The organism is Desulfobulbaceae bacterium DB1 (assembly GCA_001914235.1).
Lineage (GTDB): Bacteria > Desulfobacterota > Desulfobulbia > Desulfobulbales > SURF-16 > DB1.
The window spans coordinates 24,419-51,307 of sequence record MQUF01000020.1 but is presented as its reverse complement, the minus strand read 5'-3'; the positions used below and the strand labels follow the sequence as shown (position 1 = coordinate 51,307).

21 protein-coding genes are annotated in these 26,889 nt (G+C 52.7%); 13 read left to right on the top strand and 8 right to left on the bottom strand.

The features are described from left to right. Nucleotides 1-31: 31 nt before the first annotated feature. The 8 genes from BM485_15120 to BM485_15085 all read right to left on the bottom strand — a co-directional run bounded on the left by BM485_15120 (nt 32) and on the right by BM485_15085 (nt 9,019). A complete protein-coding gene (locus BM485_15120) occupies nt 32-2,227 on the bottom strand; it encodes a PAS domain-containing sensor histidine kinase (GenBank protein ID OKY74140.1) in 2,196 nt (731 codons plus the stop codon). Next, the gene (locus BM485_15115; GenBank protein ID OKY74139.1) at nt 2,196-2,804 is read right to left on the bottom strand and encodes a hypothetical protein; all 609 of its coding nucleotides are present in this window, start codon (nt 2,802-2,804) and stop codon (nt 2,196-2,198) included. Before BM485_15115 ends, BM485_15120 begins: the two co-directional genes overlap by 32 nt. A 2-nt stretch (nt 2,805-2,806) precedes the next feature. Next, nucleotides 2,807-3,463, bottom strand: a complete 657-nt coding sequence (locus BM485_15110; GenBank protein OKY74138.1) for a hypothetical protein — start codon at nt 3,461-3,463, stop codon at nt 2,807-2,809. Then, nucleotides 3,453-5,102 carry a GTPase HflX gene (locus BM485_15105; GenBank protein ID OKY74137.1) on the bottom strand — a complete coding sequence of 550 codons (1,650 nt, stop codon included), beginning with the start codon at nt 5,100-5,102 and terminating at the stop codon, nt 3,453-3,455. The genes BM485_15110 and BM485_15105 overlap by 11 nt, the downstream gene beginning before the upstream one ends. 41 nt (nt 5,103-5,143) lie before the next feature. Further along, nucleotides 5,144-7,060 (bottom strand): selenocysteine-specific translation elongation factor, encoded by a 1,917-nt coding sequence (locus tag BM485_15100; protein OKY74136.1) that lies wholly within the window; start codon nt 7,058-7,060, stop codon nt 5,144-5,146. Between the two features lie 2 nt (nt 7,061-7,062). After that, a complete protein-coding gene (locus BM485_15095; GenBank protein ID OKY74135.1) occupies nt 7,063-7,701 on the bottom strand; it encodes an MBL fold metallo-hydrolase in 639 nt (212 codons plus the stop codon). Between the two features lie 94 nt (nt 7,702-7,795). After that, nucleotides 7,796-8,746: an ATPase gene (locus BM485_15090; GenBank protein OKY74134.1), complete on the bottom strand. Its 951-nt coding sequence runs from the start codon at nt 8,744-8,746 to the stop codon at nt 7,796-7,798. A gap of 93 nt (nt 8,747-8,839) precedes the next feature. Next, nucleotides 8,840-9,019, bottom strand: coding sequence for a hypothetical protein (locus tag BM485_15085; GenBank protein ID OKY74133.1), 180 nt, complete (start codon nt 9,017-9,019; stop codon nt 8,840-8,842). 110 nt (nt 9,020-9,129) lie between these two features. On the opposite strand from BM485_15085, the gene BM485_15080 reads away from it, so the two are divergent. The 13 genes from BM485_15080 (at nt 9,130) to BM485_15020 (ending at nt 26,666) form a co-directional block, all read left to right on the top strand. Next, nucleotides 9,130-10,701 (top strand): hypothetical protein, encoded by a 1,572-nt coding sequence (locus BM485_15080; GenBank protein OKY74132.1) that lies wholly within the window; start codon nt 9,130-9,132, stop codon nt 10,699-10,701. A 465-nt stretch (nt 10,702-11,166) separates the two neighbouring features. Next, entirely contained in the window at nt 11,167-11,604 is a 438-nt protein-coding gene (locus BM485_15075) for a hypothetical protein (GenBank protein ID OKY74131.1), read from the top strand. After that, the gene (locus tag BM485_15070) at nt 11,601-13,160 is read left to right on the top strand and encodes a PAS domain-containing sensor histidine kinase (GenBank protein ID OKY74130.1); all 1,560 of its coding nucleotides are present in this window, start codon (nt 11,601-11,603) and stop codon (nt 13,158-13,160) included. The genes BM485_15075 and BM485_15070 overlap by 4 nt, the downstream gene beginning before the upstream one ends. Before the next feature lie 17 nt (nt 13,161-13,177). Continuing rightward, nucleotides 13,178-13,564 (top strand): response regulator, encoded by a 387-nt coding sequence (locus tag BM485_15065; GenBank protein OKY74129.1) that lies wholly within the window; start codon nt 13,178-13,180, stop codon nt 13,562-13,564. Nucleotides 13,565-13,581: 17 nt separating this feature from the next. Then, nucleotides 13,582-16,431, top strand: coding sequence for a hypothetical protein (locus BM485_15060; GenBank protein ID OKY74128.1), 2,850 nt, complete (start codon nt 13,582-13,584; stop codon nt 16,429-16,431). A gap of 22 nt (nt 16,432-16,453) precedes the next feature. After that, nucleotides 16,454-18,121 (top strand): PAS sensor protein, encoded by a 1,668-nt coding sequence (locus tag BM485_15055; GenBank protein OKY74127.1) that lies wholly within the window; start codon nt 16,454-16,456, stop codon nt 18,119-18,121. A gap of 139 nt (nt 18,122-18,260) precedes the next feature. Beyond that, complete coding sequence (locus BM485_15050) at nt 18,261-19,448, top strand: permease (GenBank protein ID OKY74189.1); 1,188 nt, start codon at nt 18,261-18,263, stop codon at nt 19,446-19,448. Nucleotides 19,449-19,463: 15 nt separating this feature from the next. Beyond that, nucleotides 19,464-19,853 (top strand): hypothetical protein, encoded by a 390-nt coding sequence (locus tag BM485_15045; GenBank protein ID OKY74126.1) that lies wholly within the window; start codon nt 19,464-19,466, stop codon nt 19,851-19,853. A gap of 169 nt (nt 19,854-20,022) precedes the next feature. After that, nucleotides 20,023-22,545, top strand: a complete 2,523-nt coding sequence (locus BM485_15040; GenBank protein ID OKY74125.1) for a hypothetical protein — start codon at nt 20,023-20,025, stop codon at nt 22,543-22,545. Nucleotides 22,546-22,577: 32 nt separating this feature from the next. Then, nucleotides 22,578-23,639, top strand: a complete 1,062-nt coding sequence (locus tag BM485_15035) for a hypothetical protein (protein ID OKY74124.1) — start codon at nt 22,578-22,580, stop codon at nt 23,637-23,639. After that, nucleotides 23,636-25,072, top strand: a complete 1,437-nt coding sequence (locus BM485_15030; protein ID OKY74123.1) for a DNA-binding response regulator — start codon at nt 23,636-23,638, stop codon at nt 25,070-25,072. The genes BM485_15035 and BM485_15030 overlap by 4 nt, the downstream gene beginning before the upstream one ends. Beyond that, nucleotides 25,069-25,563: a hypothetical protein gene (locus BM485_15025; GenBank protein ID OKY74122.1), complete on the top strand. Its 495-nt coding sequence runs from the start codon at nt 25,069-25,071 to the stop codon at nt 25,561-25,563. Before BM485_15030 ends, BM485_15025 begins: the two co-directional genes overlap by 4 nt. Continuing rightward, nucleotides 25,560-26,666 carry a hypothetical protein gene (locus BM485_15020; protein OKY74121.1) on the top strand — a complete coding sequence of 369 codons (1,107 nt, stop codon included), beginning with the start codon at nt 25,560-25,562 and terminating at the stop codon, nt 26,664-26,666. The genes BM485_15025 and BM485_15020 overlap by 4 nt, the downstream gene beginning before the upstream one ends. Nucleotides 26,667-26,889 lie beyond the last annotated feature (223 nt).

Genomic DNA, 26,889 nt, shown 5'->3' with positions numbered 1-26,889 from the left:
GCCGGACGCGCCTTGTCGGCATGTCGTACGGTTACCCCATGGGCAGTTCAATAATGAACCGTGCGCCTTTGGGCACATTGTCCTTAAACCTGATGTAGCCGCCATGATCGGCAACAACAGTGCTTGCGATGGCGAGCCCCAATCCCGTTCCCGTCTTTTTGGTGGAAAAATAGGGTTCAAAAAGATGCAGCCTGTCCCCCTCTTTCACTCCGGAGCCGTTGTCACGCACCTCGAGAAAAACCAATTTCTGATCTTCATCATGATTGATAAGCACCTCAACGATACCTTTGCCCCCCACTGACGACACGGCGTTATCAAGAAGATTAATCAGCACCCGTTTCATCTGCTTCCGGTCAAAAGAAAAGGCCGGGACATTTTCGGAACAGGTCAAGGAGAAATCAATTTCCTTATGCCCCTCGCGGAAAAGAACCATGGCTTCCCGAGCCATATCCTGCAAGCTGTTGATCGACTTCTGTACCGCGGGCATCCGGGCAAAATTGGAAAACTCACTGACCAGCCGCTTCAACTCGTCCACCTGATTGATAATGGTCATGGTGCAGACATCGAAAATTTCGCCGTCCGTTTCCAGTTTTTCCAGATACCGCTTGCGCAGCCGCTGGGCGGAAAGCTGAATGGGGGTCAGGGGATTTTTCACCTCATGGGCGATGCGCCTGGCAACCTCGCGCCACGCCGCCATGCGCTGAGCCTTCTCCAGTTCCGTCAGGTTGTCGAAAACAAGCACCACACCGAGCTCCCGGTTGTTTTCATCAACCAGCCGGCTCATGCTCACCCGCAGGGAAAAGGACTCCTCCCGCACGGAAAGCCGTAACGGCATCTCGATGGTGTTTTTCCCGCTTCGACCAAGTTCCTTATAGAAATTCTCGAGGATTTCCCGGTGGCTCGGATTCAGCACCTTGCGGAAATCATGCCCCACCAGGGCCCTTTTATCTATCTTCAATAATTCCTCGGCAAAACGGTTAAGCGTCGTAATGCAACCGCTTGCGTCCAGGGAAATGACCCCGGCGGCCACGTTCTGCAGGATGATTTCCGTATAGCGCCTTCTGTTTTCAAGCTCCTGGTTGCTTGACGCAAACTTTTTCTGACTGGCAAGAACTTCACGGGTCATCTGATTGAAAGAGTCGACGAGAGTCCCCATTTCGTCGCCGGAATCGGATTCAACGACAAAATCGAGTTCGCCGTCCGCGACTCTCCGGGTTGCCTGGGCAAGCCTGTCAATCGGGTCGGTGAGGCTGCGCGCCACATAAAACCCGAACCATATGGCGCTGAATACGATGAGCAGGGTGACGATGAGCAGCATGACCAGCAGGCTCGTCTTGATCGGTTTCTTCAGCAGCATCAACTGGCGGTAGCCCTCAAGACCAAGGGAGATGACCTCCATCTGTTCAAGCCGGGACTGCGGGATCAACAACGAACAGACGAGGACATGGGGATTCTCTTCTTCCGAGCGCAACGTGAAGGGCACCAGGCTCCGCACCATCTCATTGCCGCCGATCTTTTGAATGGCGATCCGCGTTTCATCACCGCTTAAGGCCTTGCGCAACAAATCGGGAACCACGTCGGGCACCACGGCGCCGTCTTCGATCTGCCGGCCGTAAGCCCTGGCAACAACGGAACGCTGAGGAGAAACAACCTCAAGGGCGGCGAGGCCGTGACTGACGACGATTTCATCAAGAAAGTCGGCAAGATGCTGATCATTGCCATATCCCTGACGCTCTATCCGCGCCGCGATATTTCTGCCGATTCGCCGCAGTTCATTCTTTTTTTCCTGATAAACATCCTGGGCCACATGCAGGGATTCAAGCAAGGATTGTTCGACTTTAATATTGAACCAATAATCCATACTGGTGGAAACAAACTGCAGTGAGATAAAAAAAAGAAGCGCCGTGGGAATGAGGGACAGGGACACAAAGGCAACAACCAGCTTGGCCCGCAGCTTGGTGCCGAGAATCTTCTTTTTGCGCTCAAAGACAAGCTGGGCCAGGTTGCGCAGGACCAGGAACACCATGAGCAGAAGAAGCAACACATTGAAATTAATGAGAACAAAAACAAGGACATTGCCGCTGACCGGGAAAGGAACGGTGCCGAGCTGAAAGACCTTGGTCTCGGCCAGGGTCAGGAGAGGAATGAGAATCAGACAGCAGATAATAACCGTCCAGACCCTTTTTCGCTTTTTATCATCTCTGGGTTGCTGGTGCGGAATTGCCATAAGTGAATGTCAGTGCATTCCAGTCTGTTTCAAATTTCCACAGCTGCCAGAATGGGATGATGTATTGAAAATTCAAGGGAAGGGTCTTTTTGGCAAGCCTGGCCCGCACCTTAACCACATAGTCGCTGCCTTTCGCCAGCCGTGAAAGCTCCGCAAGTCGAAAATCATGAATGGTGTCCATCGCCTTTCTGGCCTCTTCCAGGCTTTGAAAGGAAAGCGACATGGACCCATGTTCCTCCAGCTCAACGGTGAATTCCTCTTTCAGCGAGTCATAGACCATGGTGTGATCAAAAGAGTGGCCGGCGATTTTCCCGCCTTCCCGTCCCTGATGCACTGGATAAAGCTCAACAAAAAAATTAAAGGAAACAGGAATACCGTTTTTTACCCCCTCCTCCATTTCCGCGGAAAAGGAATTTTTGACGGAAAAATAAAGGAGCAAATCCCGCTCCGCATTGATCACCGCCATCTCGTCAACCCTGACAGCCTCTCCGGCGGCTGCCGGCAAAACAAAAAAAACGGAGAACAGAAGCCCTGAAAGAAATATAAAAATGAGATTCTTTTTTTTCCGGAAAAGCATGATTAGCCGATCTGTTCGACGAAGAATTCGTGTTCCCATATCTGTTTTTTTCCATACAGCTTGCGCAGATCGTCAAATTCCTGCAGCAGGGTATCATGAATCAGTCCCTGCAGGTCATCAACAAGATCATTCACATTTTCTCGAGGCGAGGACTCAATATACAAATGAAGGTGATCGGGAGCGAGCCACAGGAGAAGAACCTTGCCGGACATCAAATGTCCGCAGGACAAAAACACGTCGTGCAGAAAAGAAACAAAACGGCTGCTGTCGGCAAAAAGCGGCTTTCGCTGGTGCACGACCCAGACGACATGAAATCTGTCGACTTCCCCCCCCGCAGCTTCTCCGCCGTGACAGGAAGGACGCGTACAGCCTTTGCCGCCGCACGGACCGGAGCTGACCAAACGAACCACGTCATTAAAATAGGTTTCCTTATCCTGACAGACTTCTATCGCCGCCCGCGGGCCGCTCTTGCCGACAATGCTCAGATTCGGACGGAAGGCTTCACATGCGAACGGCGCGGCCCCGGTTGATTGCCTGGCAATCATGCAAAGAAAAGATTCCGCCATGGCCTGATCGCGGCAGACCTGACAGCCGTTGCATGGATGATTGCCGGCAAGGGAAAGACATCGAGTGCAACGGGCTGGAACTTCAAGCGGCATGGTAACGTCCTTCCCAGTTTTTCAGTACAAGCCTGCGGGCCCTGTCCAGAAAAGGACCGAAGGTCGCGGAGTCGATGGCGGACAAACAGACGCCGTCACCCTCATCGACCTTGCGTCGCGCCAAATCCGCATCAACCAGATCGATTTTATTGTAAACCCGCAGAATATTCATGTCAGACAGATCAAGCTCACGCAGCAGTTCCTCGACAACCCGCATCTGGTCAACGTGGCGGGGGTTGCTGATATCGATGACATGCACCAGCAGGTCCGCCTCATGCAGCTCTTCAAGGGTGGCGGCAAAGGCCTTCAGCAGCTCCTCGGGCAGATTACGGATAAATCCCACCGTATCGGTAATGATGACTTCCACATCCTCCGGGAATCGAAGCCGCCTGCTGGTCGGGTCAAGGGTGGCGAAAAGCTTGTCCTCAGCCAGAATATCGCTGTTGGTCAAGGTGTTCAGCAGGGTGGATTTTCCCGCATTGGTATAGCCCACCAGGGAAATCACCGGCAAATCCTTTTTGCGCCGCCTGGACCTGCGGTGATGGCGCTCTTCACCGACCTCTTTCAGCCGTTTGGCCAGTTTGCTCAACCTGTCATTGATCCTGCGCCGGTCGACTTCAAGTTTCGTTTCACCGGGCCCCCTTCCGCCGATGCCGCCGGTGAGTCGGGACAGGGCGTCATCACGCTGACCGAGCCGGGGCAGAAGATATTTGAGCTGGGCCATCTCGACCTGCAGCTTGCCTTCCCGGCTTAAGGCCCGCCGGGCAAAGATATCAAGAATGAGCTGGGTTCGATCAATGACGCGCAATTCGGTATGATCGGTAATGGAACGGATCTGCGAGGGATTGAGTTCCTGGTCGAAAATAAGCAGATTGGCATTTCGTTTCAGGGCGGACAGCATGATGTCGGCAAGCTTTCCCTTGCCGAGAATAAGTTTCGGATTAATTCGGTCACGACGCTGAATAATCGCCTCCACCACCTCGACGTCATCGGAGCGGACCAGTTCCTCAAGCTCATCCATTGATTCCTGGGCCGCGGTTTTCGATTGGGTGGTGACGCTGACCAGAATGGCCCTGTCCTTCCTGCCGTCATGGTTGCGAACCGCGCCGGAACGGGCAAACTCATCTTCCAGTGCGGCTATGAGTTCAAGAAAGTCGTTGCGCTGCCGGGAGGGAACCACCGGCGGCAGAAAACGCCAGTTCTTGTCGCCGGTCGGAACCGGGAGCAGATGCACAGCATACAGCCGCTCAGGCAGGCCGTCATCAAGCACCTTGATCATGGCCATCAGGTCAAGGCGGAGAAAAAGGAGATCCATCAGATCATCTTCCGTAAGATCTTCGCCGCCGAGGTGGGTATGGACACAACGCAAGCCCTTCAGCCGCCCACCGGACGAGCGAACCTGGGAAAGGGCCGGAATGACGATTTTCCGTGAATCACCGACAATAACCATTTCCACCTTGCCGGAACGGGCAAGGAGCACCCCGATCTGCCGGCCGATGTCGGCGGACAGCTCCGACATCTCCCTCGCCACCTCGGGAGAAATAATCACATCGGGCGAGACGCGCCTTTTGCTGAGCCGCTCCAGATTTTTCAGCTGGGCGGTTTTCAAACCGGCGATATTTCCAGTGACAGTACTGATAATTCAGCTCCCGTGAAGAATTAACAGTGGAGGCAAGTCCATCATCCTTTTGACCGCAGGATGCGCTTGTCCCCCACCCGCAGGGTCAATTTTATCTTGTCAAAATATTCAAGCAAAGGGATGGAAAACTTTCTGGTCAGGCCGGTCAACTCCTTGAAACGAGGCGCATCGATCTCTCCCTCTTTTTTCATATAGTCCAGCAGTTTGCCCTGCAGATCGCCAAGGGCGCTGCTGTGGAAATAGAAATCATTGGTCACTTTGGTTAATTGCCCCTCCTTGACCAGCAGGCTGAGCACCTCCATCACCAGGGAACGGGAGACATCGGCAAAGGCATCATACACCTCCTTCATGGTGGGAGTGGACAGCCCGGCATCGACAAAAAGTTTCTCCATCTTTTCCCTGATCGCCTTTTCATCCGCCTGCAGGGAAACCTCATGCCCGGCTAGGCGGACGGCACCTTCCTCAAGAGCAAGGGCGCCTTTTTTGGCCAAATCGGCAAGGCACAACTGATACAGCTTCTGCCCCATTCCCTCCTGCACCCTGTTCCGCAGCTCTTCCTTGGGCAACCCCTGCTTGAGCGGATTCTCCTTATGAAACAGGGTGAGCACATCGACAATTTTGTCCAGCAAAGCGCCATAAACTTCCTGGGCAACAAAAAGCTGCTTTTCCGAATCAACCACCACCACCTTGCGCGAGGAAACAGGCCCATTCATCAGCTTCTTGAAACGATTGCCGAAACAACCGATCTTCACGGCCAGATCGGCGCCGGCAAGGCCTTGAAAACCGCTTTCCCGCACATGGAAAAGAGCGAGGTCTTCCTGGGTGCCGTTATGATAGGTGGCGAAAACTTCCTTGTTTGCCGGCCGAAAACGCCTGCGCTTCGGGGCCCCGTTATTGAGTATCATGCCGCCGCCGATGGTGGTTACCGGCGAATACCGGCGAACCACGTAATGATCCCCGGGCCAGACACCAACCGGTTCTTCCAGCAGCAGCTGGATATTGGCCGTCCTGCCCGGTGCCAGCTCATCATCTTCCAGCAGGACGACGCGGCCCATGATCTCGGCCGTGCCGAGATGCACCCGGACCCTGCTTCTGTTTTTTATCGGTTTTTCATTGGATGACAGATAAAGGAAATCCGCGTCCAGCATATAGGAGGGCCGCAGACAATCAACCGAGGCAAGCACGTCGCCCCGTTCGATCATTTCTTTTTCAACCCCCTGAATATTGATCGCCGTCCGGTTTCCTGCCTCCACCAGATCAACACTCTTGCCGTGCACCTGAATGCCGCGTATTTTCCCGGCAAGGCCCTTGGGATAGATCTTCACATCGTCACCGACCGCGATCCGGCCGGAAAGGGAGGTCCCGGTCACCACCGCCCCAAAGCCCTTCATGCTGAAAATCCGATCAACCGCCAGACGGAAAGGCCCGTAGGCTTCGGCAAATTCACAGGCGGCAACGAGCCGGTCAATGGTTTGCCGGGCCTCGTCAATCCCCTCGCCGGTGGTGGATGACACCTTGACCAGCGGGGCGTCGGCAAGAAAACTTTCCGCAAAAAACGTCCGCACCTCATCCTCCACCAGCTCAAGCCAATCGGCATCCACCATGTCTTTTTTGGTGAGGATGATCAAACCTTTTTTCACCCCGAGCAGACGGCAGATCTCGAAGTGCTCCCTGGTCTGGGGCATAACCCCTTCGTCCGCGGCAATGACAAAGGCAACCAGGTCGATGCCGGTCACCCCGGCCACCATATTCTTGACAAATCGTTCATGGCCGGGAACATCGATAATGCCCAGTCGATGACCGCAATCAAGGTCAAGATAGGCAAAGCCAAGCTCAATGGTGATCCCCCGCTTTTTTTCCTCCTTGAGCCTGTCGGTGTCAATGCCGGTCAGGGCGCGCACAAAACTCGTCTTGCCGTGATCAACATGCCCGGCGGTACCCAGCACGATTTCCCGCATTCTTAAAATTCTCCGTTCAGGTAAGGATTGGAGTGCTTTTCTTCACCGATTGTTGAACGCGAGCCGCCATAGCCGTGGCCCGGCCAGACCACCGTATCATCGGGAAGAGAAAGAAGCTTCTCGCGAATGGAACGCGTGAACAGTTTCAGATCACCGCCAAGAAAATCCGTCCGGCCCACCGCACCGACAAACAGGGTGTCACCGCTGAAAAGGTGGGGGGCGGAATAAAGACAGATGCCGCCGGGCGTGTGGCCGGGGGTATGTAGGACCTGAAACGAAAGGGAACCGACCTCCAGAATATCGCCGTTTTTGACCAGCTTGTCCGGCGGCGGCGAGGGGGGAAGGCCCAGCATGGAAAAATAATTTTCCACCTCGGGCCGGGCAAAAAAACGGGCGTCATCTTCATGCATGACGATGGCTGCCCCGGTTGCCTTTTTCACCGGGCCGTTGGCGCAGACATGATCAGGGTGGCCATGGGTATTGACTATGTATTGCAGCGACACCCCTTCACGCTCGATCATGGCGAGAATTTTGTCGTGATCGCCGCCCGGATCGATGACCATCCCCTTTTTCGTTTCCTCACAGGCAACGAGATAGCAGCATACCGCCATGGAACCTACCGTCATCTGTTTAATGAGCATATTTCACCATAGAGCAGATTTACATGACGCAAAAAATTACCACGGAAAGCGCAGAAAAAAACGCTGCGCCCTCTGTGGTAAAAAAACGAACGTATCAGCAGTTGCAGGTCGATGGGTTACAGGTCGAACCGCAGGCGCAACCTGAATCCGCACTGGCCAGGCTGATGGTTTTCCCGGCAGCCAGGTGTTTTTCCACGTTGCCGATAATCTCGGCAAAGGCGCGCACTGCCGGACTGTCTTCACCCGAAGTCAGATAGGGAGTGCCGTCATCGCCGCCGACAACAACCCGGGGATCAATCGGCACCCTGCCGAGAAAATCGACACCGAATTCCCTGGCTGTTTTTTCGCCGCCGCCGGTTTTGAATATCTCCACACTCTCATTGCAGTGAGGACAGATAAAGCCGCTCATGTTTTCCACCATGCCGATGACGTTCATCTTGACATGCTTGCAGAAATTAAGCGACTTGCGAACATCGGCCAGAGCTACCTCCTGCGGGGTGGTGACGACAACGGCGTGGGCATCCTTGATCGTCTGGGCAACGGTCAAAGGCTCATCGCCGGTACCCGGAGGGGCATCGATAATCAGATAATCGAGATCCCCCCAATCCATGTCGGCCACGAACTGCCGGATGGCCTGCACCTTCAGGGGCCCGCGCCAGATGATGGGGTCATCCCTGTCTTCCATCATATATTCCAGGGAAATAACCTTGAGATTCTCATTGTACTGCATGGGCGGCAGGAGCCCGTTTTCGCCGGCATGGGCAGCATGCAGTTTCTCGGTGAGATTCAGCATGCGGCAGATATCCGGACCGTGGAGATCCACATCCATCAACCCGACTTTATAGCCTTTTTTGGCAAGACCAAGGGCGAGGTTGGTGGAAACCGTACTTTTGCCGACACCACCCTTGCCGCTCATGACCAGAATTTTATTCTTGATCTTCCCCAGCGATGTCCTGATGGCCTTATCCTGTTTGACGATAGCCGCATCAGCGGATCCGCAGGTACCGCTGCTGCAGCTTCCACTGCTTTGACATGTACTTCCCATGGTAAACCTCCTTGGCTGAAAATAAATAAAACCCGAATATGTAAAAAAAACAAAGACCTGTAAAAATTCACAATCAGAACCGTTCGATTTTCGTCAACCGGTCATGTCCCCGTCATCCACCGTTACAACAGGCAACAAAAAGGAATTGCCATCATACTGCATCAACTGTTTTTTTAAAAACCTTTTCTTGATCCGTTTCCAGCGCCGACGGCAAAAAACGGTGGGGAATCGTAACAAAATCAGCAAGAGTCCACTGATCGCGGTTTTCTGCAAAAGTGCCTTGATTTACTGCGCAACTTCATCATAAGATAAGTCAGCGTGGCGCATTGTCCACTTTTTTCTTCCCGTTACTTTTCATGAACCACTATGCAAATGAGGTTTTTATGTTCGGCAAAGGACTGTTCGGCTCCAAAGGAGCTTCTCTTAACGAAGTCGCTCAAATTATAGAAAAAATAGCCGATGGTGATCTGAGCGGCACCATCGACCAGGCTTCCGGAACCGCAATCATGCGCTCCATTGCTTCCATGCAGGATAATCTCGGCAAAATAATCAGTGGTATTGCCGGCAACGCCGGAGACCTTGGATATGCATCCGAGGAGCTTGAAACCCTCTCATCCGGCATGCGGGCAAGTGCGCAGGAAATGGCGAAACACACTATTGATGTCGATGCCTCGACCAAGGAAATGGAAGAAAACCTCCACACCATCGCCATGGTTGCCTCGCGGCTGACCCTAAATATGGATTCCGTTTCCGCCAAGGCATCCGAATCGACGGAAAACTTGTGCTCCGTTGCCACGGCAACGGAGGAGATGTCGGCCACCATCACCGAAATCGCCCAGAACTCCGAGCAGGCGCGCGGCATTGCGGAAAAGGCCGCCCAATCGGTGGTCATCGCCTCGGATAAAGTCAACAGCCTGGGCAATGCCGCCTCTGAAATCAATAACGTCATTTCCGTGATCACCGAGATATCGGATCAAACCAAACTGCTGGCGCTGAATGCCACCATCGAAGCGGCACGGGCGGGTGAGGCGGGAAAAGGTTTTGCCGTCGTCGCCAATGAGGTGAAAGATCTGGCCACCCAGACAAGCAAGGCAACGGACGATATCCGCAAGAAGGTTCACGCCATCCAGACGGCCACCGACTCCACCATCAAGGAGATTACCATCATTCATGAAGTCATCAACGAGGTAAATACGGTGGTGGCAACCATCGCCGCCGCGGTGGAGGAACAATCCGTCACCACGAAGGACATTGCCGAAAACATAGCGCGGGTGACGGACGGTATTAAGGAAATGACCGCCCACGTCCTCACCACGACCGAATCAGTCAATGAAGTCAACAGACTCATTTCCGATTCGGCCCAGCTCGCCCATCTCGTTTCCGAGTCCATGAGCGAGGTCTCGACTGAAAGCACCAGAATTAAAACGGATTCAGCCAAGGTCTATGCCGGTGGCATGGAGGTGGCAAGTCTCGGCAAGGACCTGCACGGCATGCTCCGGAATTTCAAACTCCCGGAAAAGTTGAAAACAACAGGGAAAGAAGGAAAACGAAAATTCATTTCCTTCACCGGCGAATACAGCGTGGGGATAGCCAATATTGACGAACAGCACAAAAAAATCATGGATTACATCAACGATGTTCATGCTGCCGTTAAGCAAGACAACTCTCTTGAACAGATTAAAAAGATTCTCGGCGAAATGGCAAAATTCGTGGTCGACCATTTTGCCCATGAAGAAAAATATTTTGACAAATTCAACTACCCGGACACCAGAAAGCACAAGGCAATACATGAAAAACTTCTCGGACAGGTTTCGGACATTATTACAAAAATAAATGCGGGCGAGGACGTCAACCTCATCGAGGTTCTCATCTTTCTGAAAAACTGGCTGCAGACCCATATCCTGATCGAAGACAAACAGTATGGACCTTTTCTTAATAAACACGGGGTCAAATAGCAACTGCCCGCATGGCTTTTTGCCAACTCCGGCACTATTGCCCCGGACATCTCCACTACTCTCCCCGTTTTCATGTGCAATAAAAATGTTGCGCTTGAAAACGGGAAACGCCCTGAAATGGACCTTTCCCCCGCCTAAAAAGCTTGAAATAATTGTGGTGCATCATAAAAGATGCACAAGACATTTCTCCTTCCTTCAGCACAACTATTTAAAATTACAGACAAATCGAAAATCATACACATCATCCCGTTTTCTCCTTCGTCAAAGTTTTCCGCTTTCTCACCGTAGTTGCAACATTAAGGTTGCGCCAAACCAGCTGATTATGCCTTGCGGAATATTCCGCACTGGAATGCCAAAATAAATAAACACGTAACGTATTGTTTCTATGAGGAAAAATAAAAAAAATAAACAAATTTCCATTCCGGGCATGGTTGGTGCTTTCTACCCAACCACAATGAGGAAACAATGATAAACAGAATTACGATCAGCATTTCCATACTGACAATTTTCCTTTTGCTCGGCCTGCCCGGGCATTCCTGGGCAATTCAACCCCACGGAGAGCCGGAAGGGATGTATGTCCACCAGATGGCCCACGTCCTCTTTCTTGGGGCACTTGCCTATCTGTATCTCCATACCCGCAGCACGCCGGACCTGGTCAGCCGGGGATGGCGCTACCTCAGACTCTTCTGCCTGCTGTCGATCGCCTGGAACATCGTCGCCTTTACCGGTCATATCGTCGCTGATTTGCACGGTCAACGCGCACCGGGGGCGCCATTGGACATTGTTGAAATCCTCTATATCCTCACCCGAATGGACCACTTTGTCTTCGTCCCCGCGCTTTTTGCCCTGATGTTCAGCCTCAGGACCTTTTATCTTGAGGCAGGAGAGGAGAAAGCACAATGATCGCTTCCACTCTTTCCTTTGCCATTTTTGTTGACCTGGCGGGGTCGGCCATGGTCATTCTGCTGTCCTTTCTGTCTCTCCGCTTTTCCTATTTCCTGGCCAAACGGCAACCGGACAATTTTCTCTGGGGGTTTCTTTTTTATTTTTCCATTGCCATGTCGGCCTTTGCCATTTCCCGGGGCGTCGGCCATATTGCCCGTCAGTTACTCGTTCTAAACAATCACGTTGATTCCTGGGAGACGCTTTCCCCCTACTCCGGGGGCATCAACACCCTGCTGCTCATATCCGTGTCCGCGGTCACCATTTATTACCACAAAGGATTGGCTGCCTATAAGATCATTCGCAACGAGGCGGAAAAACTGGCCGCAGCCAACCTGAAACTGGCCGATACCGCCAGCCAATTACAGAAAATGAACACCTACCTGGAAGAGATGGTGGAAGAGCGAACCCGCGACCTCTCCACATCGGAAAAAAAATTCCGCCATTTTTTCGAAAACTCCAAGGACATGGTCTATTTCTGCAACATGGGAGGGGAAATTTCCGACATCAACACCAGCGGCCTGCATATGCTCGGTTACGAAACCCCTCCGAAAAACTTCAATCTTCTCTCTTTTTTTAAAAATCATGAAACCCTGGAGCGCTATCTCACCGCCCTCAAGGAAAACGGATTTGTCAGCGACTTTGAGCTCGAACTTGAAACCCGCGACGGGACCACCCGCCACATGCTGCTGACCGCCAACTCAATCCTCGACCGGCAAGGCAACATGATCGGCTGCGAGGGCATTGCCAAGGATATGACCCGGCTGCGCAACATGACGGAACAGCTGATCAACCAGGAGAAAATGGCGTCGGTCGGCCAGATGGCGGCAGGCGTGGCCCATGAAATCAACACCCCCCTGGGCGTCATCCTCGGCTATGCCCAGTTGATGATGGATGATTTTGACGAAAAAGACGAGGTTTATGAGAATCTGAAAGTCATTGAACGGCAGACCAAGGCCTGCCGCAAGATCGTCGCGGATCTGCTGAAATTTTCCCGGCAGTCCGAAAGCGCAAAAACTGCCGTCAATCCCAACGATGTCATTGAAGATGTGCTGGCGGTTACAGAACATAATCTCAACATCAATCATATCCACGTCCAACGCCGGTATACCCCCTCGCTGCCCATGGTAATCGGCGATGCAGAAAAACTTCGCCAAGTTTTTATCAATCTTTTCAATAACTCCGCTCATGCCATGGAAAACGGCGGGGAAATCATCATTACCACCAGCCACGATCAGGCCGCGGACAAGGTGATTGTCACCATCAGGGATACCGGCACGGGAATTCCGGATGAAATCAAACCGAAAATTTTTGACCCCTTTTTCACCACCAAGGAAGTGGGCAAGGGCACAGGACTCGGACTTGCTGTCACATATGGAATCATAAGGGACCACGGCGGCACCGTCACCGTGGAAAGCCCGATGCAAGATTCCGCGACAGGCGAAAAAATCCAGGGAACGGCATTTCACATCACCCTGCCGATTGCAGGCAAGGAACAAAATGCCATCAATGAATAAGAACGAAGGAGGAGAAAATGGCCGATATCATTGCATTGGACGATGTGCAGGACGCAGGAATTCTTATCAAAAAAATCCTCTCCAAAAAAGGTCACGAAGTGCATGCCTTTACCGAGGAAGAAGATGCGATCAACTTTGCCAAATCAAATAAAGTTGATCTGGCGATCCTCGACATCAAGCTGAAAAAAATGAGCGGCATCGAGGTGCTTGAACAGCTCAAAAAAATAGCCCCCGATGTCCGGGCCATCATGCTGACCGGTTACCCCACCGTTGAAACAGCCCGTGAGGCGATCAGCCTCGGCGCGGATGAATATTGCGTCAAACCCATCGACAAGGATGAACTTGAGGAAAAGGTTGCCAAGGTATTGAAAGGCAAGGGTCAGAAAGGCTCGCTTAACGTTTAATTGAAGGAGATTAGACAATGGACAATAAAACTATCAATCTGGCTCGGGCCAGGATTTATCAGCTGCTTTCAGCCCTGTATCGCGACGAAATTCCGCTGTGGCTGGTACGTAAAATGTCACAGGATACCTTTTTAGGCAAAATGGACGCATTTCAGCAGAATTGCACCATCCAGGATCTCTGCTCCGGAATCACCAAAATGATGTCCTTCCTCAAATCCGCTCCGACGGAGGAAGTCTTTGCCGGCCTTCGGTACGAATATGCGGATTTGTTTCTCAATGCCGGAGCCAATCCCGCCTTCCCCTATGAATCGTGCTATGTCACCCGTGAACCGCTGACCATGCAAACTCCCGTTCCCGAACTGCGGGCGATCTTCCGCAAAGCAGGTATCCATAAAAATGAAAGCTTCGGTGATCTTGATGACCATATTGCCGTTGAACTTGAATTTATGCGTTATCTGGCGGAAAAATCTGCTTACAACCAGGAAATCCAGGCGGAACAATTTCATTTTCTCCGCAACCACCTCATGGGCTGGATTGTTGAATTCTGCGCCGTTTTGACCAGCGCCGCCCAGACCGAGTTTTATCGCGGCCTGTCCGAACTCACCATGAGCTTTCTTTTCCACGAACGCATGTTCTCTTTTTCCATGCTGTCGGAACAGTCATCCAACAGCGAATACATCTCGGCCCTTGGCCTGCTGACCGATGCCGTCGCCTGCCTGGATCTCGGAGACGAATATGTCACCATCGCCGAAGGTGCGGCGGAGGAAGAAAAGTCCAAGGTAGTCAAAACCCACTGTTATATCTGCCTGGGTCTCTGCGGCCAGGAAGCGACGCTCAAGGACGGCATCATTACCGGCCTCAAAGGACTGGCCGGTGACCCGAAAGGCGGCGGCAGACTCTGCATAAAGGGGGGGACCGCCCATAATAACACCTACAGCGCCTACCGCCTGAAAACGCCGCTCATCAAGGAAAACGGCCGTTTCCGCAAGGCATCATGGGATGAAGCCCTGGATCTGACTGTGGACAAACTGAAAGGCTTTGACCCCAATACCGTTGGTTTTCATCGGGGCAATGATTTCAACAACTGGTGCCATGAAGCGGTGATGACTGCCTACGGAACCCCTCACAAGGTTACCCACCGCCAGATGTGCGATAATCCCACCAGGATGGCCAACGAAAAAAACCTCAGCGAAAAGAGACCGTGGATTGATTACGCCAACAGCGAGTATATCCTGCTGTTCGGCATCAATGAGCTTTCCACATCCGCCGGCCAGCGCAAAATGAACCTGCTGAAAGCCGCCGTAAAACGCGGTGCGAAACTGGTGGTGATTGATCCCAGGCGCTGTGAAACAGCCGCGCTGGCCATGGAATGGATCCCGATCAAGCCATCAACCGACGGGGCACTGGCCATGGCCATGTGTTATGTCATTGTCAAGAACGAACTTTACGACAAAGAATTTGTCACCAATTGGACCTACGGCTTTGAGGCCTTCAAAAAACGCTTGCTCGGCGAAGAAGACGGAGTGGCGAGAACTCCTCAGTGGGCCGCAGAGATTTGCGGTGTTTCAGCGGAAACCATTGAACGTCTGGCCTTTGAATTTGCCAATGCCGCCCCCGCAGCGGGCGCCATATCCTGGACCGGGGTTTCCCAGTCCCCTAATGCGTTCCATGGGGTACAGTCGCTTCAGGCCCTTAACGGCCTGATGGGCACCTTTGATGCTCCCGGCGGTCCGCAACTGTGCCGCAAGTTCAAGCTGGCATCGCCCTGGGCGGACGACCAGGCCAAACCGCCGAACAACGCAGCCAAAATCAAACTTGACAAAAGCCACCTGTGGAGCGGCTGGATTCCCGGCTATTTCGAAAAGGATGTGGATGAAGGGAAACTGAAAGCCATGCTCTGCTATTTCGGCAATCCGGTTCTTTCCTGCGGCAGCGAGCCATCCATCAAACGCGCCATCGAAAAGTTGGAATTTTCCTGCGCCATCGACTGCTATATGTCCAACACCTCGATGCTCTGCGATGTCATCCTCCCCGACTGTACATATCTCGAACAAAGCCGGGTTGTCGCCGATTGGATGTACGAATCTTTCATTTCCCTTGGACAAAAGGCGATCACTCCGCTGTATCAATCCAAGCCCGTGGTCTGGATCTTCACCGAAATAGCCCGACGGCTTGGCTATGGTGAGTACTTCCCCTGGAAAAATGAAGATGAATACATGGCCAATCAAATGCGCAACCAGGCCATCAGCCTGGAAGAGCTGAAAAAGGTGGGATACTACATCACCGACCAACAGGAATACTTCAAATATAAAAAATGGGGCAGCTTGAATCCGCCGGCAGGCTACGGTTCTTCAGGCAGCACCAAAACCGGCAAGTATAACTTTATCAATCCCTTGGCTGAAGAAAACGGGGTGGATGGACTGCCGGACTACAAAAATCCCTGGGATGACTGGCCCGAACTGCAACCAGACGATGACTACCCCATGATCACCGGGTATTTCAGGGTCGTTGAGCATGAACATACCTCCACATACTGGAACATCGGCCTCATGAAGCAATGCGGTACCAATCCGGTTTGGATCAATTATCTGGATGCGAAACGGTTCGGCATCAAGGAAGGCGACGAAGTACGCATTCGATCGCCTTGGGGCGAGGTGCGGGCAACCGCTCAGGTAACCTGGGGAATCCGCCAAGGAGTGCTTGCCGCGGCCGGCGGTTTCGGCAACCTGCGAGGACTGGAAGGCGACCCCAAATATCCCCAGTTCAAGGGCTTTAACACCAACTACCTGATGCCGCCCAATGTGGCGTGCAAGTGGACAGGGACACCGCCCCTGAAATACATCAAGACAACCATAGAAAAAATATAACCATGGATAATTGATTATCGCCATGACATCCCTGCCAAACCGAGATAAGGCAAGCGCCTATCTGGAGGTTTTCCAGAAAGTGACCATGCTCATCACCAAGGTTCTTGATCCGCAACAGGTGATGGATCTGGTTGTCCGCTGCCTGCCGGAACTGATGGAGGTGGACGCGGCCACCATCAGACTGCTTGACGCCGGAACCAACACCTTTGTACTGGGCGCGGCCCACGGTCTTTCGGACGAGTATCTTTCCCGCGGGACCATTGACAGCAGGGATGCCATGGACATGATCATGCAGGGCCGACCGGTGGCCAAAACAGGCCTTGATGCCGATCCGTTTTATCCGCACAGCGAGGAGGCGGCGCGGGAAGGAATCAAAAGCGTCCTGTCGCTGCCCATTATTTTCCAGGAACATATCATCGGGGTGATGCGCCTGCTCACCAAAAAAGACAGAATCTTCACCCCCATGGAAATTTCCTTTTCCATGACCCTGGCAGAGCAGATCGGGGTGGCCATCTCCAATGGCCGCCTTTTTTCCGAGATGGAAAATCAGGTTGATTTCCTCAAGGAGGTCCATGAAATTTCAAGGCTGGTCAATTCCACCCTTGATCTGAATGAAATTCTTCAGACCATTGTCGACAAGCTGCCGAAAATCATGGGCATGAAGGCCTGCACCATCCGCCTGCTCCAGCCGGAAACCAACAAACTGGAACTTGTTGCCGCCTCCGGTCTTTCCGAGGAATACCTGCAACGGGGCAGCATCAGAAAAGAAGACAGTATTTTCATGGCGCTCAAAGGAAAACCGGTTTCTGTTTTCGATGCGCCCAACGACAAACGGGTTCACTATCACGAAGCCATCCGCAATGAAGGTATTAAAAGCATTTTGGCCGTCCCCATCAAAAAAGGCCGGGAAGTTATCGGCGTTCTCCGCTTACTGACCACCGAGCATCACTGTTTCACCAACAATGAGGTAACCTTTGTCACCGCTGTGGCCGAGGAAGGGGGCAGTGCCATCCAGAATGCCCTGACCTTTAAAAAAATCAACCTGCTGTTTAATCAGATTGAGGAAAACGAACGGTTTCTGCAAAACATCCTGGACTCTCTCTGGGACAGAATCATCGTTGTCGATCGCGCAAAACATGTGGTGATGGCCAACAGGCAATTTCTCCAACAGGGCAACTTTGATGAAAACGATGTTCTGGGCAGGAACTATGAATCCACCGTACCCTGGCAAGACGAGGAATCACCTGCGCCGGCGGACCGGGTTCTGGCAGGCGGTGACAGGATTATCCGTACCGTCAAAATCAAGGACAATGACGGCAGCAAATGGCTGGAACGTACTCTTTCACCGATTTTAGACAAGCAAGGGGCGGTTGAATATGTCATCGAAACGGTGCGGGACATCACGTCGCAAAAGTTTCTGGAGCAGGAAAAGCTTGAACGGGAAAAACTGGCCGGGGTTCTGGAAATGGCGGGAACAGCCGCTCACGAACTCAATTCTCCCCTCTTTGCCGCCCTGGGAACCGCCCAGCTGTTACGCGACGATCTCGAAAATAATGCGCATCAAGCGGAAATCGACACCATTATCCGCAGTTTGAAAGCAATGGCTGCCCTTACAAAAAAGATGACGACGATGACCGGTTTTACCTCGCGGGATTATGTCGGCGACGCCAAAATTATTGATTTTCATTAAACAGGAAAACAGGAGAGGAGGTGAAATGAAAAAACAAAAAATCCGATAACCACTAAAATGATATGCGCGGCAAAAGCGCCCGACGCTTGCCATCTCACAACAAGGAGGGATTATGAAAGAAAAGCTGAAGTATCTCGGGATGTTGTTCTCTGTTATCGCTGTCTGCTTCTGGATGGGTTCCCCAGCCTATTCCCAGGATCAGGCCCCTTTGGCATCGCCAACCATACAGATTGACAAAACCGAGTTAAAAAACGGTGGTGTCATCAAGGTAACAGGCCAGGCTCCGGCGGGCATGCCCGTTTACCTGGAGGTATGGGCTGCCGACAAATCTGTTCGCGCCAACTTTTTTGACAGCAAGAAGGACGAAAAAACCGGCCAGATTCCCTACATCTTTTATCTGACCTATGACATGCCGGCCTATTACAAGATCTTCGTTCCCGCCGATAAAAAAGATAAAATCGCCGAACTGAAGAAGGCCGGCAAAAAATGGAAATACTCCGAGGCCCTCAAGGAGCTTGGCGCCGACGTGGCCTACAGTGTGCCGGCCAAAATGCAGACAGATCGTTTCAAGGCGACGCTTATGGCCAGCATCATCGGCAGCCGGGGAGATCTGCTTGAACCGATGGACGACAAGGAAAACAAAAAACGGTCGATGCAGCTGGTCAAGGCCCGCTTCCGCGACATCGACAAAGTCCTCGGACCTGATGTCGTCATCAACCCGGACGGCACCTTCAGCGCCGAGATCACCATCCGTGAAGGCCTGGCGCCCGGCCAATACAACATCGTCGCCGTCTGTGACAAAAACATGAAAAGCGCCCCAGCGTCCTTTGAAAACAAAATTTCGTTCCCCATGCTTTACCTGAAAACCGCGGGTACCAGCCAGAACATCATCTGGCCTTTTCTGCTCTGCCTCGTCATCTCCATCTTCGGCGTGCTGATGGGCGCGGGCGGCGGCTTTATCCTGAACCCCATCCTGGTCAGCCTCTTTCCCTTGCCGCACACCGTTGTTGCCGGAACCGTCACCCCCACCGTCCTCTTTTCCCAGGGCAGCGGCATTTACAACTACTCAAAGATCAAATTCATCAACTGGAAACTGGGCTGCGCCATCGGCGGCGCCATGCTGCTGGGTGGTTTCATCGGTCCCAAGTTGACCGAAATGATCACCCTCGACCAGTTCAAATTCGCCTTCGGCTGGATCCTGCTCGTGCTGGCGGGCCTCATGTACTGGCAGACCACTGCCGGTTATCTGGCCAAAAACAAGAAAGAACAGGCCATCCTGAAAGAATTTAAGAAACGGGCCGAAGAAGCAGCCAAGGCGAAAAAATAACAAGGAGGAATGAATATGAAAGTTGATTTCTGGGGACAGGAATTTGAAGCAAATATGGTTGTGGGATGCATCGGCGGTTTTCTTATTGCGATCATGTCATCCATGTTCGGTTTCGGCGGCGGCCCGTTCATGGTGCCGCTCATGACCGTTGGTCTGCGCCTGCCGATGTACATTGTCGTCGGCAGTTCGTTGCTCGCCATTTTCTTTAACACATCGATGAGTTCGATCCGCCATTTCCAGTTCGGCAACTTTGACCTCATCCTCTTCCTGTGCATGTTTCCCGCCGCACTCCTGGGAGGATATATCGGTCCGCAGATAGCCAAACGCGTCAATCCGATTATTGTCAAAAGGGTTGCCTGCGCAGGTCTTCTGCTGCTCAGCCTGAACCTGTTGGGTCTGTATTAAAAAAAACAGGGTGTCACTCGATCACCTGGGTTTCACAACCCGGTGAAGCAGGATACCAATTGACCTCCCGCCCTCCCGGCACCGCCCTCACCCCGCTCTCTCTCCGGGGTGAGGGTCGGGGGGGTTTTCTCCCCCGCACCTGAAGTCAGGTAAAGCGGAATGGTTTTCCATGCTCAACATTGTCAATCGTTTTGCCGATCAACTGGTTGCACCAAAGGCAGCAACCCGGGCAAAATACAATACATTCAAGGAGCTTCTTCAACACGACCGCCATTGCCATGAGCGACTGGCTGAACTTGAAGAACTGTATTATCGGGCTCTGAAAGTCGACATTCATTACGTGCGGAGGTTGCACCGGGAACTGTCGGACGGCGTGTCGGCCATGGTCGGCTGCCTGGGTCGCATGGCTCCCGCTTCCCACCTCTCGCTGCGGGCGTATTACAAAAAAATTGATTTTTACGGACGCATTGCCCTCACTCCCCTTTCTTTCGCCGACACCGGCACCCCCTTCATCCTTGCGCTGGATTTCCCCTATGAAAATGATCTGCGGACCGGGGGAAAAGGGTTTCATCTGTCCCAGATCAAACGCCTACTGGGACTGCCGATCCCTGCCGGCTTCATTGTTTCCACCTCCGCCTGTAACCATTTTATCGAAGCAAATGATCTGCGCCGCAAAATAAACGAATTTCTCGGCCGGATTGATATCCGCACAACGGAATCGTTATACCGCGCATCGGAAAACATTATCGGACTGCTTAATAGAGCGGATATTCCCGCCGATCTGGGGAGGGAAATAATAAAATCCGTCGAATCACTTTCGACTCACCATGGTTGCCGGCTTTTTGCCGTACGCAGCAGCGCCGTGGGGGAAGACTCCGCCATTTCTTTCGCCGGCCAATACGAGTCAATCCTGCATGTCGGCAAAGATCGTATCCTTTCCGCCTGCAAGCAGGTCATGGCCGGTAAATATTCGCCAAGGGCGCTTTTTTACAGGATCAGCAATGGCTTACTTGACGAAGACACGCCCATGGCGGTGCTGGTCCTGGAAATGATCGATGCCCGAACAAGCGGTGTCGTCACAATTCGAGCCACGGACGAGGATGAAATCGCAGATGTCGTCATCCATTCGGTTCCCGGCTTCGGCGATCAATTGATGGGAGGGAAACTGGCGCCGCGGACAACCCTGGTCAAACCTCATAAAAACGGATTTGTCATTGAGCACCTTGATCTGCCTGCCGTTTCCCCTGCGGGCATGGCCTCTCACCCCCTAAGTGCGCGGCAAAGCGATGCCTTTTCACGACCAAACGAACAACAGGCCCTGCAGCTTGCCGACTGGGCGTATAAAATTTCACTTTTTTATCATTCGGCCCAGGAAATTGAGTGGTGTCTTGGCCAAAACGGGCATCTCTTGCTGCTGCAGGCGCGGTCGGGATATACGCAGCAATCGCATGAAGTCAAAAGCCCGCCGGACATCACCAGCTTTCCCGTCCTGATCAAAGGAGCGGAATCAGCTTCCGGCGGCGCCGGCTGCGGGCCGGTTTTTCACATAAAAAATGAAGATCAGCTGGCCGATGTCCCACAGGGAGCCGTTCTTGTCACTGCCGTCACCCCGCCTTCCTATATTCCCGTGTTTGACCGCATAACTGCCGTGGTGGCGGACCTGGGCAGCGCGGCAGACCACTTTTCCTCCGTGGCTCGTGAGTTCGGTGTTCCGGTGCTGGTCAAGACAGGCAATGGCAGCACCATTCTCGCCCCCGGCCAAACCGTTACCGTCTGGAGCGACGGAGGCATGGTTTTTGACGGTTGCATCCCGCCCATTCTTGCCAGGTGCCCCGCCCGCCGCAAAACGGAAGTATCCAATCCCTTTTACGACTGTTTCGCCAAGGCGGCGCCGTTTATTTTTCCGCTCAAACTGGTCAATCCGGCTGATTCCGCTTTTTCCCCGGAAAATTGCCGCTCCCTGCACGACATTATCCGTTTCGTTCATGAAAAGGCATTGCTTGCCATGTTTACCCAGGCAGGCACCCGGTTATCAAAAAAAAAGGACAACTTTCTCCTGGAAACAACTCTCCCCCTGGCGCTGTATATCCTTGACATGGGCGGCGGCACGAACGCAAATAAAAAAAACAACGAGAAACTGTGCGAAAACGAATTGGTATCAACGCCACTCAGATCTCTCCTCCGCGGACTCAGCCATCCGGCAGTGAACTGGCAACGACATGCACATTTCGACTGGAAAAATTTCAGTGAAATAATCATGGGAGAGGGTATCATCAGCAATGAAGATGCCTCTTTTGCCAGCTATGCCGTTGTTTCCAAGGATTACTTGAATCTGAACATGCGCTTCGGCTATCATTTCGCCATTGTCGACTGCCTCTGCGGCGCCATTGCCGAAGAAAATTACATCATGCTCCGTTTTGCCGGGGGCGGGGGAAATTTTTCCGGCATTGCCCTGCGCATACATTTTATCAGTGAGATTCTCAAGCGCCTTGATTTTTCCGTGACCACCAAAGGAGATTTGCTTGACGCCCGCCTGGTGCGCTATAATGATGTCATTATTAAAGAACGACTTGACATGCTGGGGCGTCTGCTGGGAGCAACCAAATTGATGGATATGGTCCTCAAGGACGAACACATGGTCCTCGACATGGTTGACGAGTTCATGAACGGCAGATATGATTTTTCTGATTGATATCAGGTTTGCCCGCCGAAAACCGGAAAACAATGTCCGAATATCGACTGAACTGGATAACCGATAATCTTGCGGTGGGTTATGCCCCCATGTCCTATGCCGAGCTTGACGCCATCAAATCCCAGGGGATTGATGCCATCGTCAATCTCTGTGGGGAATTCTGCGATCTTCATGAAATTGAACAGGATTCCGGATTCGAGGTTTACTTTCTGCCCATCCCCGACGAATCAACCCCGGACATGGCCGACATGGAAAAAGGACTCCATTGGCTCGACGAGGCCATTTACCTCGGCAAAAAGGTGCTGATCCATTGCCGCCATGGGATCGGCAGAACCGGAACCTTTGTCACCGCCTATCTTCTCCGGCGGGGCATGGGCATGAAGATGGCGGAGAAGACCCTCAAAAACACCAAGGCCACGCCGGCCAGTTTTTCACAATGGCGCCTGCTGAAAAAATACGGCAAGAAATCCGGAGAACTGACAATTCGCGAACCAAGCCTGGAGAATCGGCATATCGTCGATCTGAGCGTTTTTTTTGCCGAATATGAAGGGCTGGTGACGGAAGTGGAAAAAAGGATAACGTCCTCCGGCGGGGAAAAAGAAATTCCCCGATGCGGTGTTGATCGCACGGATGGTTGCCGTCGCTATTTCGAGTTGCAGCTCATAGAGGCCATTTACCTGAGCAACAAGATGAACAAAACCCTGAGCAGCAGACTCCGGGAGGAAGTGATTGAAAAAGCGGTGGAACGATCCCGCATCATCCGCCGCCTTGCCCAAGACAACGAGGTCGGCACCACCGAGGATCTGAAACGCTGCTATCTCAAGCAAAACCTCGCCTGCCCCCTGCTTGAGGACACATGCCGGATGGCAAACTGCCGCCCCCTGAGCTGTCGCTTGTACGGACTGGAACAAACATCCGAAATTTTCCCCGAAGCGAACACCATTCTCTCCACCCTTTCCCGTTCGGTATTTCTTGCCCTGTCCGGGGTATTACCGGACGAATCCCTGTTTCGGGTGTCCTTTGCCGACACCCTGTCCGGCAGATTTATTCAAACATATTTTCATTACCTCAGCTCCATGAGCAAACCGAAATGAAAACTGATACGGTTCCGGTCGCAAACGGCAAACCATCGGTCCTGCTCGTCGATGACGAACCGGACATGCTCAACATGCTGAGCCTGATCGTCAGACGCCAATGTCACTGCGACGTCATCCTCGCCGCGACCGGCGCCATGGCGATCAAGGAAATGGAATCCCATGTCCCGGATGTGGTGGTCACCGACATCAAAATGCCGGACATGGACGGCCTGACCTTGTTGAAAAAAATCCGGGAGCGGGATGAAACCATTTCCGTCATTGTCATGACCGGTTACGGCACTATTGAAATGGCTGTCCAGGCTTTAAAGGACGGGGCCTATGACTTCCTGGAGAAACCGTTTGACAAAGACCACATCGTCAGGGTTATTCACAACTGCCTTGAACGAACCAGACTGCTGCGCGACAACCGTCGGCTGCAGGAAAGACTCGCCGTGGTCAGTCCACCCGAAGGCTTTGTCGGGCATTCGCCGGCCCTGCGCCAGGCCATGGCACTCATCACCAGGGTGGCTGATACGGATGCGACCGTGCTCATCAGAGGGGAAAGCGGCACCGGCAAGGAGGGAGCGGCCAGGGCGTTGCATGCCTTGAGCAAAAGATGCACCCAAAAGATGATCGTCGTCAACTGTCCGGCGCTGCCTGAACACATACTCGAAAGCGAGTTGTTCGGATACCGCAAGGGCGCTTTCACCGGGGCCATGCAGGACAAGAAAGGGCTCTTCCTCGCCGCCAACCATTCCACCATTCTGCTTGACGAGATCGGCGATATTCCCGTTTCCATCCAGACGAAACTGCTCCGCGTCCTGCAGGAAAAGGAGATCCAACCCTTGGGCCAGAACGACACCATCAAAATAGATGTCCGGGTGGTGGCCTCCACCAACCAGAATCTGGAGGCAAAAATGGCGTCAGGCGAATTCCGGGAAGATCTGTTTTACCGGCTCAATGTCGTCACGGTAACCATGCCGAGCCTGAAGGAAATGAAAGAAGACATTCCCCTCCTCGTCCAGCACTTTCTGCGCAGGTATCAAAAACAATACAAACGGCAGAATCTTGTCATTACGCCCAAGGCAATGCAGATGCTCTTTCACCGTCATTGGCAGGGCAATGTCCGGGAACTGAAAAACACCGTGAAAAGGGCGGTCCTTCTCGCCCCGCAAAACGAAATCGACGTCAATGAGATCAGCGCCACCGCTGACCGGGCGGAAAAAGAATCGCCCCTTGCCGATTTCTCCACAGTAAACAACCTTACCTATAAAGACGCCAAGGCCGAGGTGGTCGAGCAATTTTCCATCTTCTACATAACCAACCTGCTCATCAGGCACCAGGGCAATGTCACCGCCTCGGCCAAAGACAGCGGTCTTGACCGTCAGGCATTTCAGCGCATCATGCGCCGTTATGGATTAACCTCCCGTGATTTCAGAAACAACCCATGACAAGCGCCCTTTTCCCATTTTCACTGAAACCGTTTGCCCTGCTGACCGGGCTCTTCCTGCTCTGGCCCCAGCCCGCCCTTGCCATCCAGACCCATCTTGGGCGAGAGGGAATTTATGTCCATCAAGGCGCCCATGTTTTCTTCGCCCTTTCCATGGTTATTTTTGCGCTGAACATCCATCGTTCCACCCTGTCAACCAGAAAACCGTGGCAATTTTTCTTCTGGGGCGCCCTGCTGCTCGTCATCTGGAATGTCTGGGCATTCTGCGGTCATATCATTGAATATCTCGTCCCGCCTGAGAATTTCACCTTTGCACCAACGCCCTTGTCTCCCCGCCTTGTCATTTCCTCATGGCGCGAAATCGTTTATTTTTTTCTCAAGATGGATCACCTTCTCTGTCTTCCGGCGGTTATCTGTTTTTATCTGGCGCTCAAGGCAATCCTCAATGAATTGCCCGGAAAAAATCCCGGACCAAAAGGGCGGCAGCCATGACAACCTGGTCCCTCTATCCCGTCTGGATAATTGATCTGCTGGGATCCATCGGCATGATCATTTTTTCACTGCTTTGCTTTCAAACAAGCCGGAAAATAAACCAACGCGCCCCTGAAACACCTCTCGCCAACTATCTCATCTGGTTTTCAGCGGCCATATTTGCTTTTTCCGCCTCCCGCTCCCTGGGTCATATCCTGAAACACCTTCTTTTCTTTTCCGGCAAAAGCGCGTTGTGGCCCGCAATTTCTCCGATCAGCGGATCGATCAACAGCATTACCTTTATCGTCATCGCATCCGTCACGCTCTACTTCAGGCGCACCGAAATCATCATGAACCTCATGGCCCGGGACCGGGACAGAATTTCACGGATAGGACGGCAGCTCCTGCAACTCAACCGGGAGATGGAAGAAATCGTGGCGGAACGGACCCGGGTCCAGATGGCGCTGCGCATGGACCATCAGGTGCGGAATCCGGCCATGGTTATCGGCGGCCTGACCCGGAGAATGTTCAACAGAACAGCGAAAGATCACCCGGACAAAGAACACATGAAAAGAGTGCTGGAACAGGCGGAAAAACTGGAAGAGCTCGTCGGCAAATTCGACGATATCCTGCCGCAACGGGAGAAAAAATTCTTTATCAACGACCTGAACGATCTCATTCGGGAAACGCTGGATATCGTGGCCGTCGAAGCCGAAGAAAAAGGCGTGATGCTGCATTTTTTTCCGACACCGGGGCCGTTGCGTTTCCAAGGCGCCAAACACCTCATCAAACAGGCGTTCATCAATATTGTCAGATATGGTGTCGACGTCAGCAAAAGCGGGGATGCCGTCACATTGACGACAATGGCGGAAGGAAGATTCCTGCAGGCATTCATTACGTATAACGGTCCCCGCCTGACGTGGGAAGAGTTTGATCAATCCGAGGAATCCGCTTCCAGTCAACATCGGGACAAAACCAGGATGGAACTGTCCTATGTTCGCCTGGTGATCGAGGAGCACAACGGGATATTCAGGCTCTCGGAAAAGCCGGGGGGCGGAAACATCCTGGAGATACATCTTCCCCTGATGCTGGGAGAACTGGCAAAAACAGAAAGCCGGAACTGATCACGGTCATTCAATACCGTGGCGCATGTTCTGCCGCGTGATCCGGAAACCGACAACCATCATCGCCAACCGGACATTGCTGAAAAGCCGTCATCATATATTTCCTGTGGCAAAGAAAACCAATTGATGCTATGTGAAAGGGAAGCAACTGTTGCTTTGTTATCAACATGGTTATAAAACCATTTTTTTCCTCTGATTCTTACGGAGAAAAAAGTGCCGCCCC

What these genes read in the sequence shown, in the direction of transcription:
- BM485_15120 (OKY74140.1), bottom strand. Translation starts at nt 2,227, where the DNA reads ATGGCAATTCCGCACCAGCAACCCAGAGATGATAAAAAGCGAAAAAGG.
- BM485_15115 (OKY74139.1), bottom strand. Translation starts at nt 2,804, where the DNA reads ATGCTTTTCCGGAAAAAAAAGAATCTCATTTTTATATTTCTTTCAGGG.
- BM485_15110 (OKY74138.1), bottom strand. Translation starts at nt 3,463, where the DNA reads ATGCCGCTTGAAGTTCCAGCCCGTTGCACTCGATGTCTTTCCCTTGCC.
- BM485_15100 (OKY74136.1), bottom strand. Translation starts at nt 7,060, where the DNA reads ATGCGGGAAATCGTGCTGGGTACCGCCGGGCATGTTGATCACGGCAAG.
- BM485_15095 (OKY74135.1), bottom strand. Translation starts at nt 7,701, where the DNA reads ATGCTCATTAAACAGATGACGGTAGGTTCCATGGCGGTATGCTGCTAT.
- BM485_15090 (OKY74134.1), bottom strand. Translation starts at nt 8,746, where the DNA reads ATGGGAAGTACATGTCAAAGCAGTGGAAGCTGCAGCAGCGGTACCTGC.
- BM485_15080 (OKY74132.1), top strand. Translation starts at nt 9,130, where the DNA reads ATGTTCGGCAAAGGACTGTTCGGCTCCAAAGGAGCTTCTCTTAACGAA.
- BM485_15075 (OKY74131.1), top strand. Translation starts at nt 11,167, where the DNA reads ATGATAAACAGAATTACGATCAGCATTTCCATACTGACAATTTTCCTT.
- BM485_15070 (OKY74130.1), top strand. Translation starts at nt 11,601, where the DNA reads ATGATCGCTTCCACTCTTTCCTTTGCCATTTTTGTTGACCTGGCGGGG.
- BM485_15065 (OKY74129.1), top strand. Translation starts at nt 13,178, where the DNA reads ATGGCCGATATCATTGCATTGGACGATGTGCAGGACGCAGGAATTCTT.
- BM485_15060 (OKY74128.1), top strand. Translation starts at nt 13,582, where the DNA reads ATGGACAATAAAACTATCAATCTGGCTCGGGCCAGGATTTATCAGCTG.
- BM485_15055 (OKY74127.1), top strand. Translation starts at nt 16,454, where the DNA reads ATGACATCCCTGCCAAACCGAGATAAGGCAAGCGCCTATCTGGAGGTT.
- BM485_15050 (OKY74189.1), top strand. Translation starts at nt 18,261, where the DNA reads ATGTTGTTCTCTGTTATCGCTGTCTGCTTCTGGATGGGTTCCCCAGCC.
- BM485_15045 (OKY74126.1), top strand. Translation starts at nt 19,464, where the DNA reads ATGAAAGTTGATTTCTGGGGACAGGAATTTGAAGCAAATATGGTTGTG.
- BM485_15040 (OKY74125.1), top strand. Translation starts at nt 20,023, where the DNA reads ATGCTCAACATTGTCAATCGTTTTGCCGATCAACTGGTTGCACCAAAG.
- BM485_15035 (OKY74124.1), top strand. Translation starts at nt 22,578, where the DNA reads ATGTCCGAATATCGACTGAACTGGATAACCGATAATCTTGCGGTGGGT.
- BM485_15030 (OKY74123.1), top strand. Translation starts at nt 23,636, where the DNA reads ATGAAAACTGATACGGTTCCGGTCGCAAACGGCAAACCATCGGTCCTG.
- BM485_15025 (OKY74122.1), top strand. Translation starts at nt 25,069, where the DNA reads ATGACAAGCGCCCTTTTCCCATTTTCACTGAAACCGTTTGCCCTGCTG.
- BM485_15020 (OKY74121.1), top strand. Translation starts at nt 25,560, where the DNA reads ATGACAACCTGGTCCCTCTATCCCGTCTGGATAATTGATCTGCTGGGA.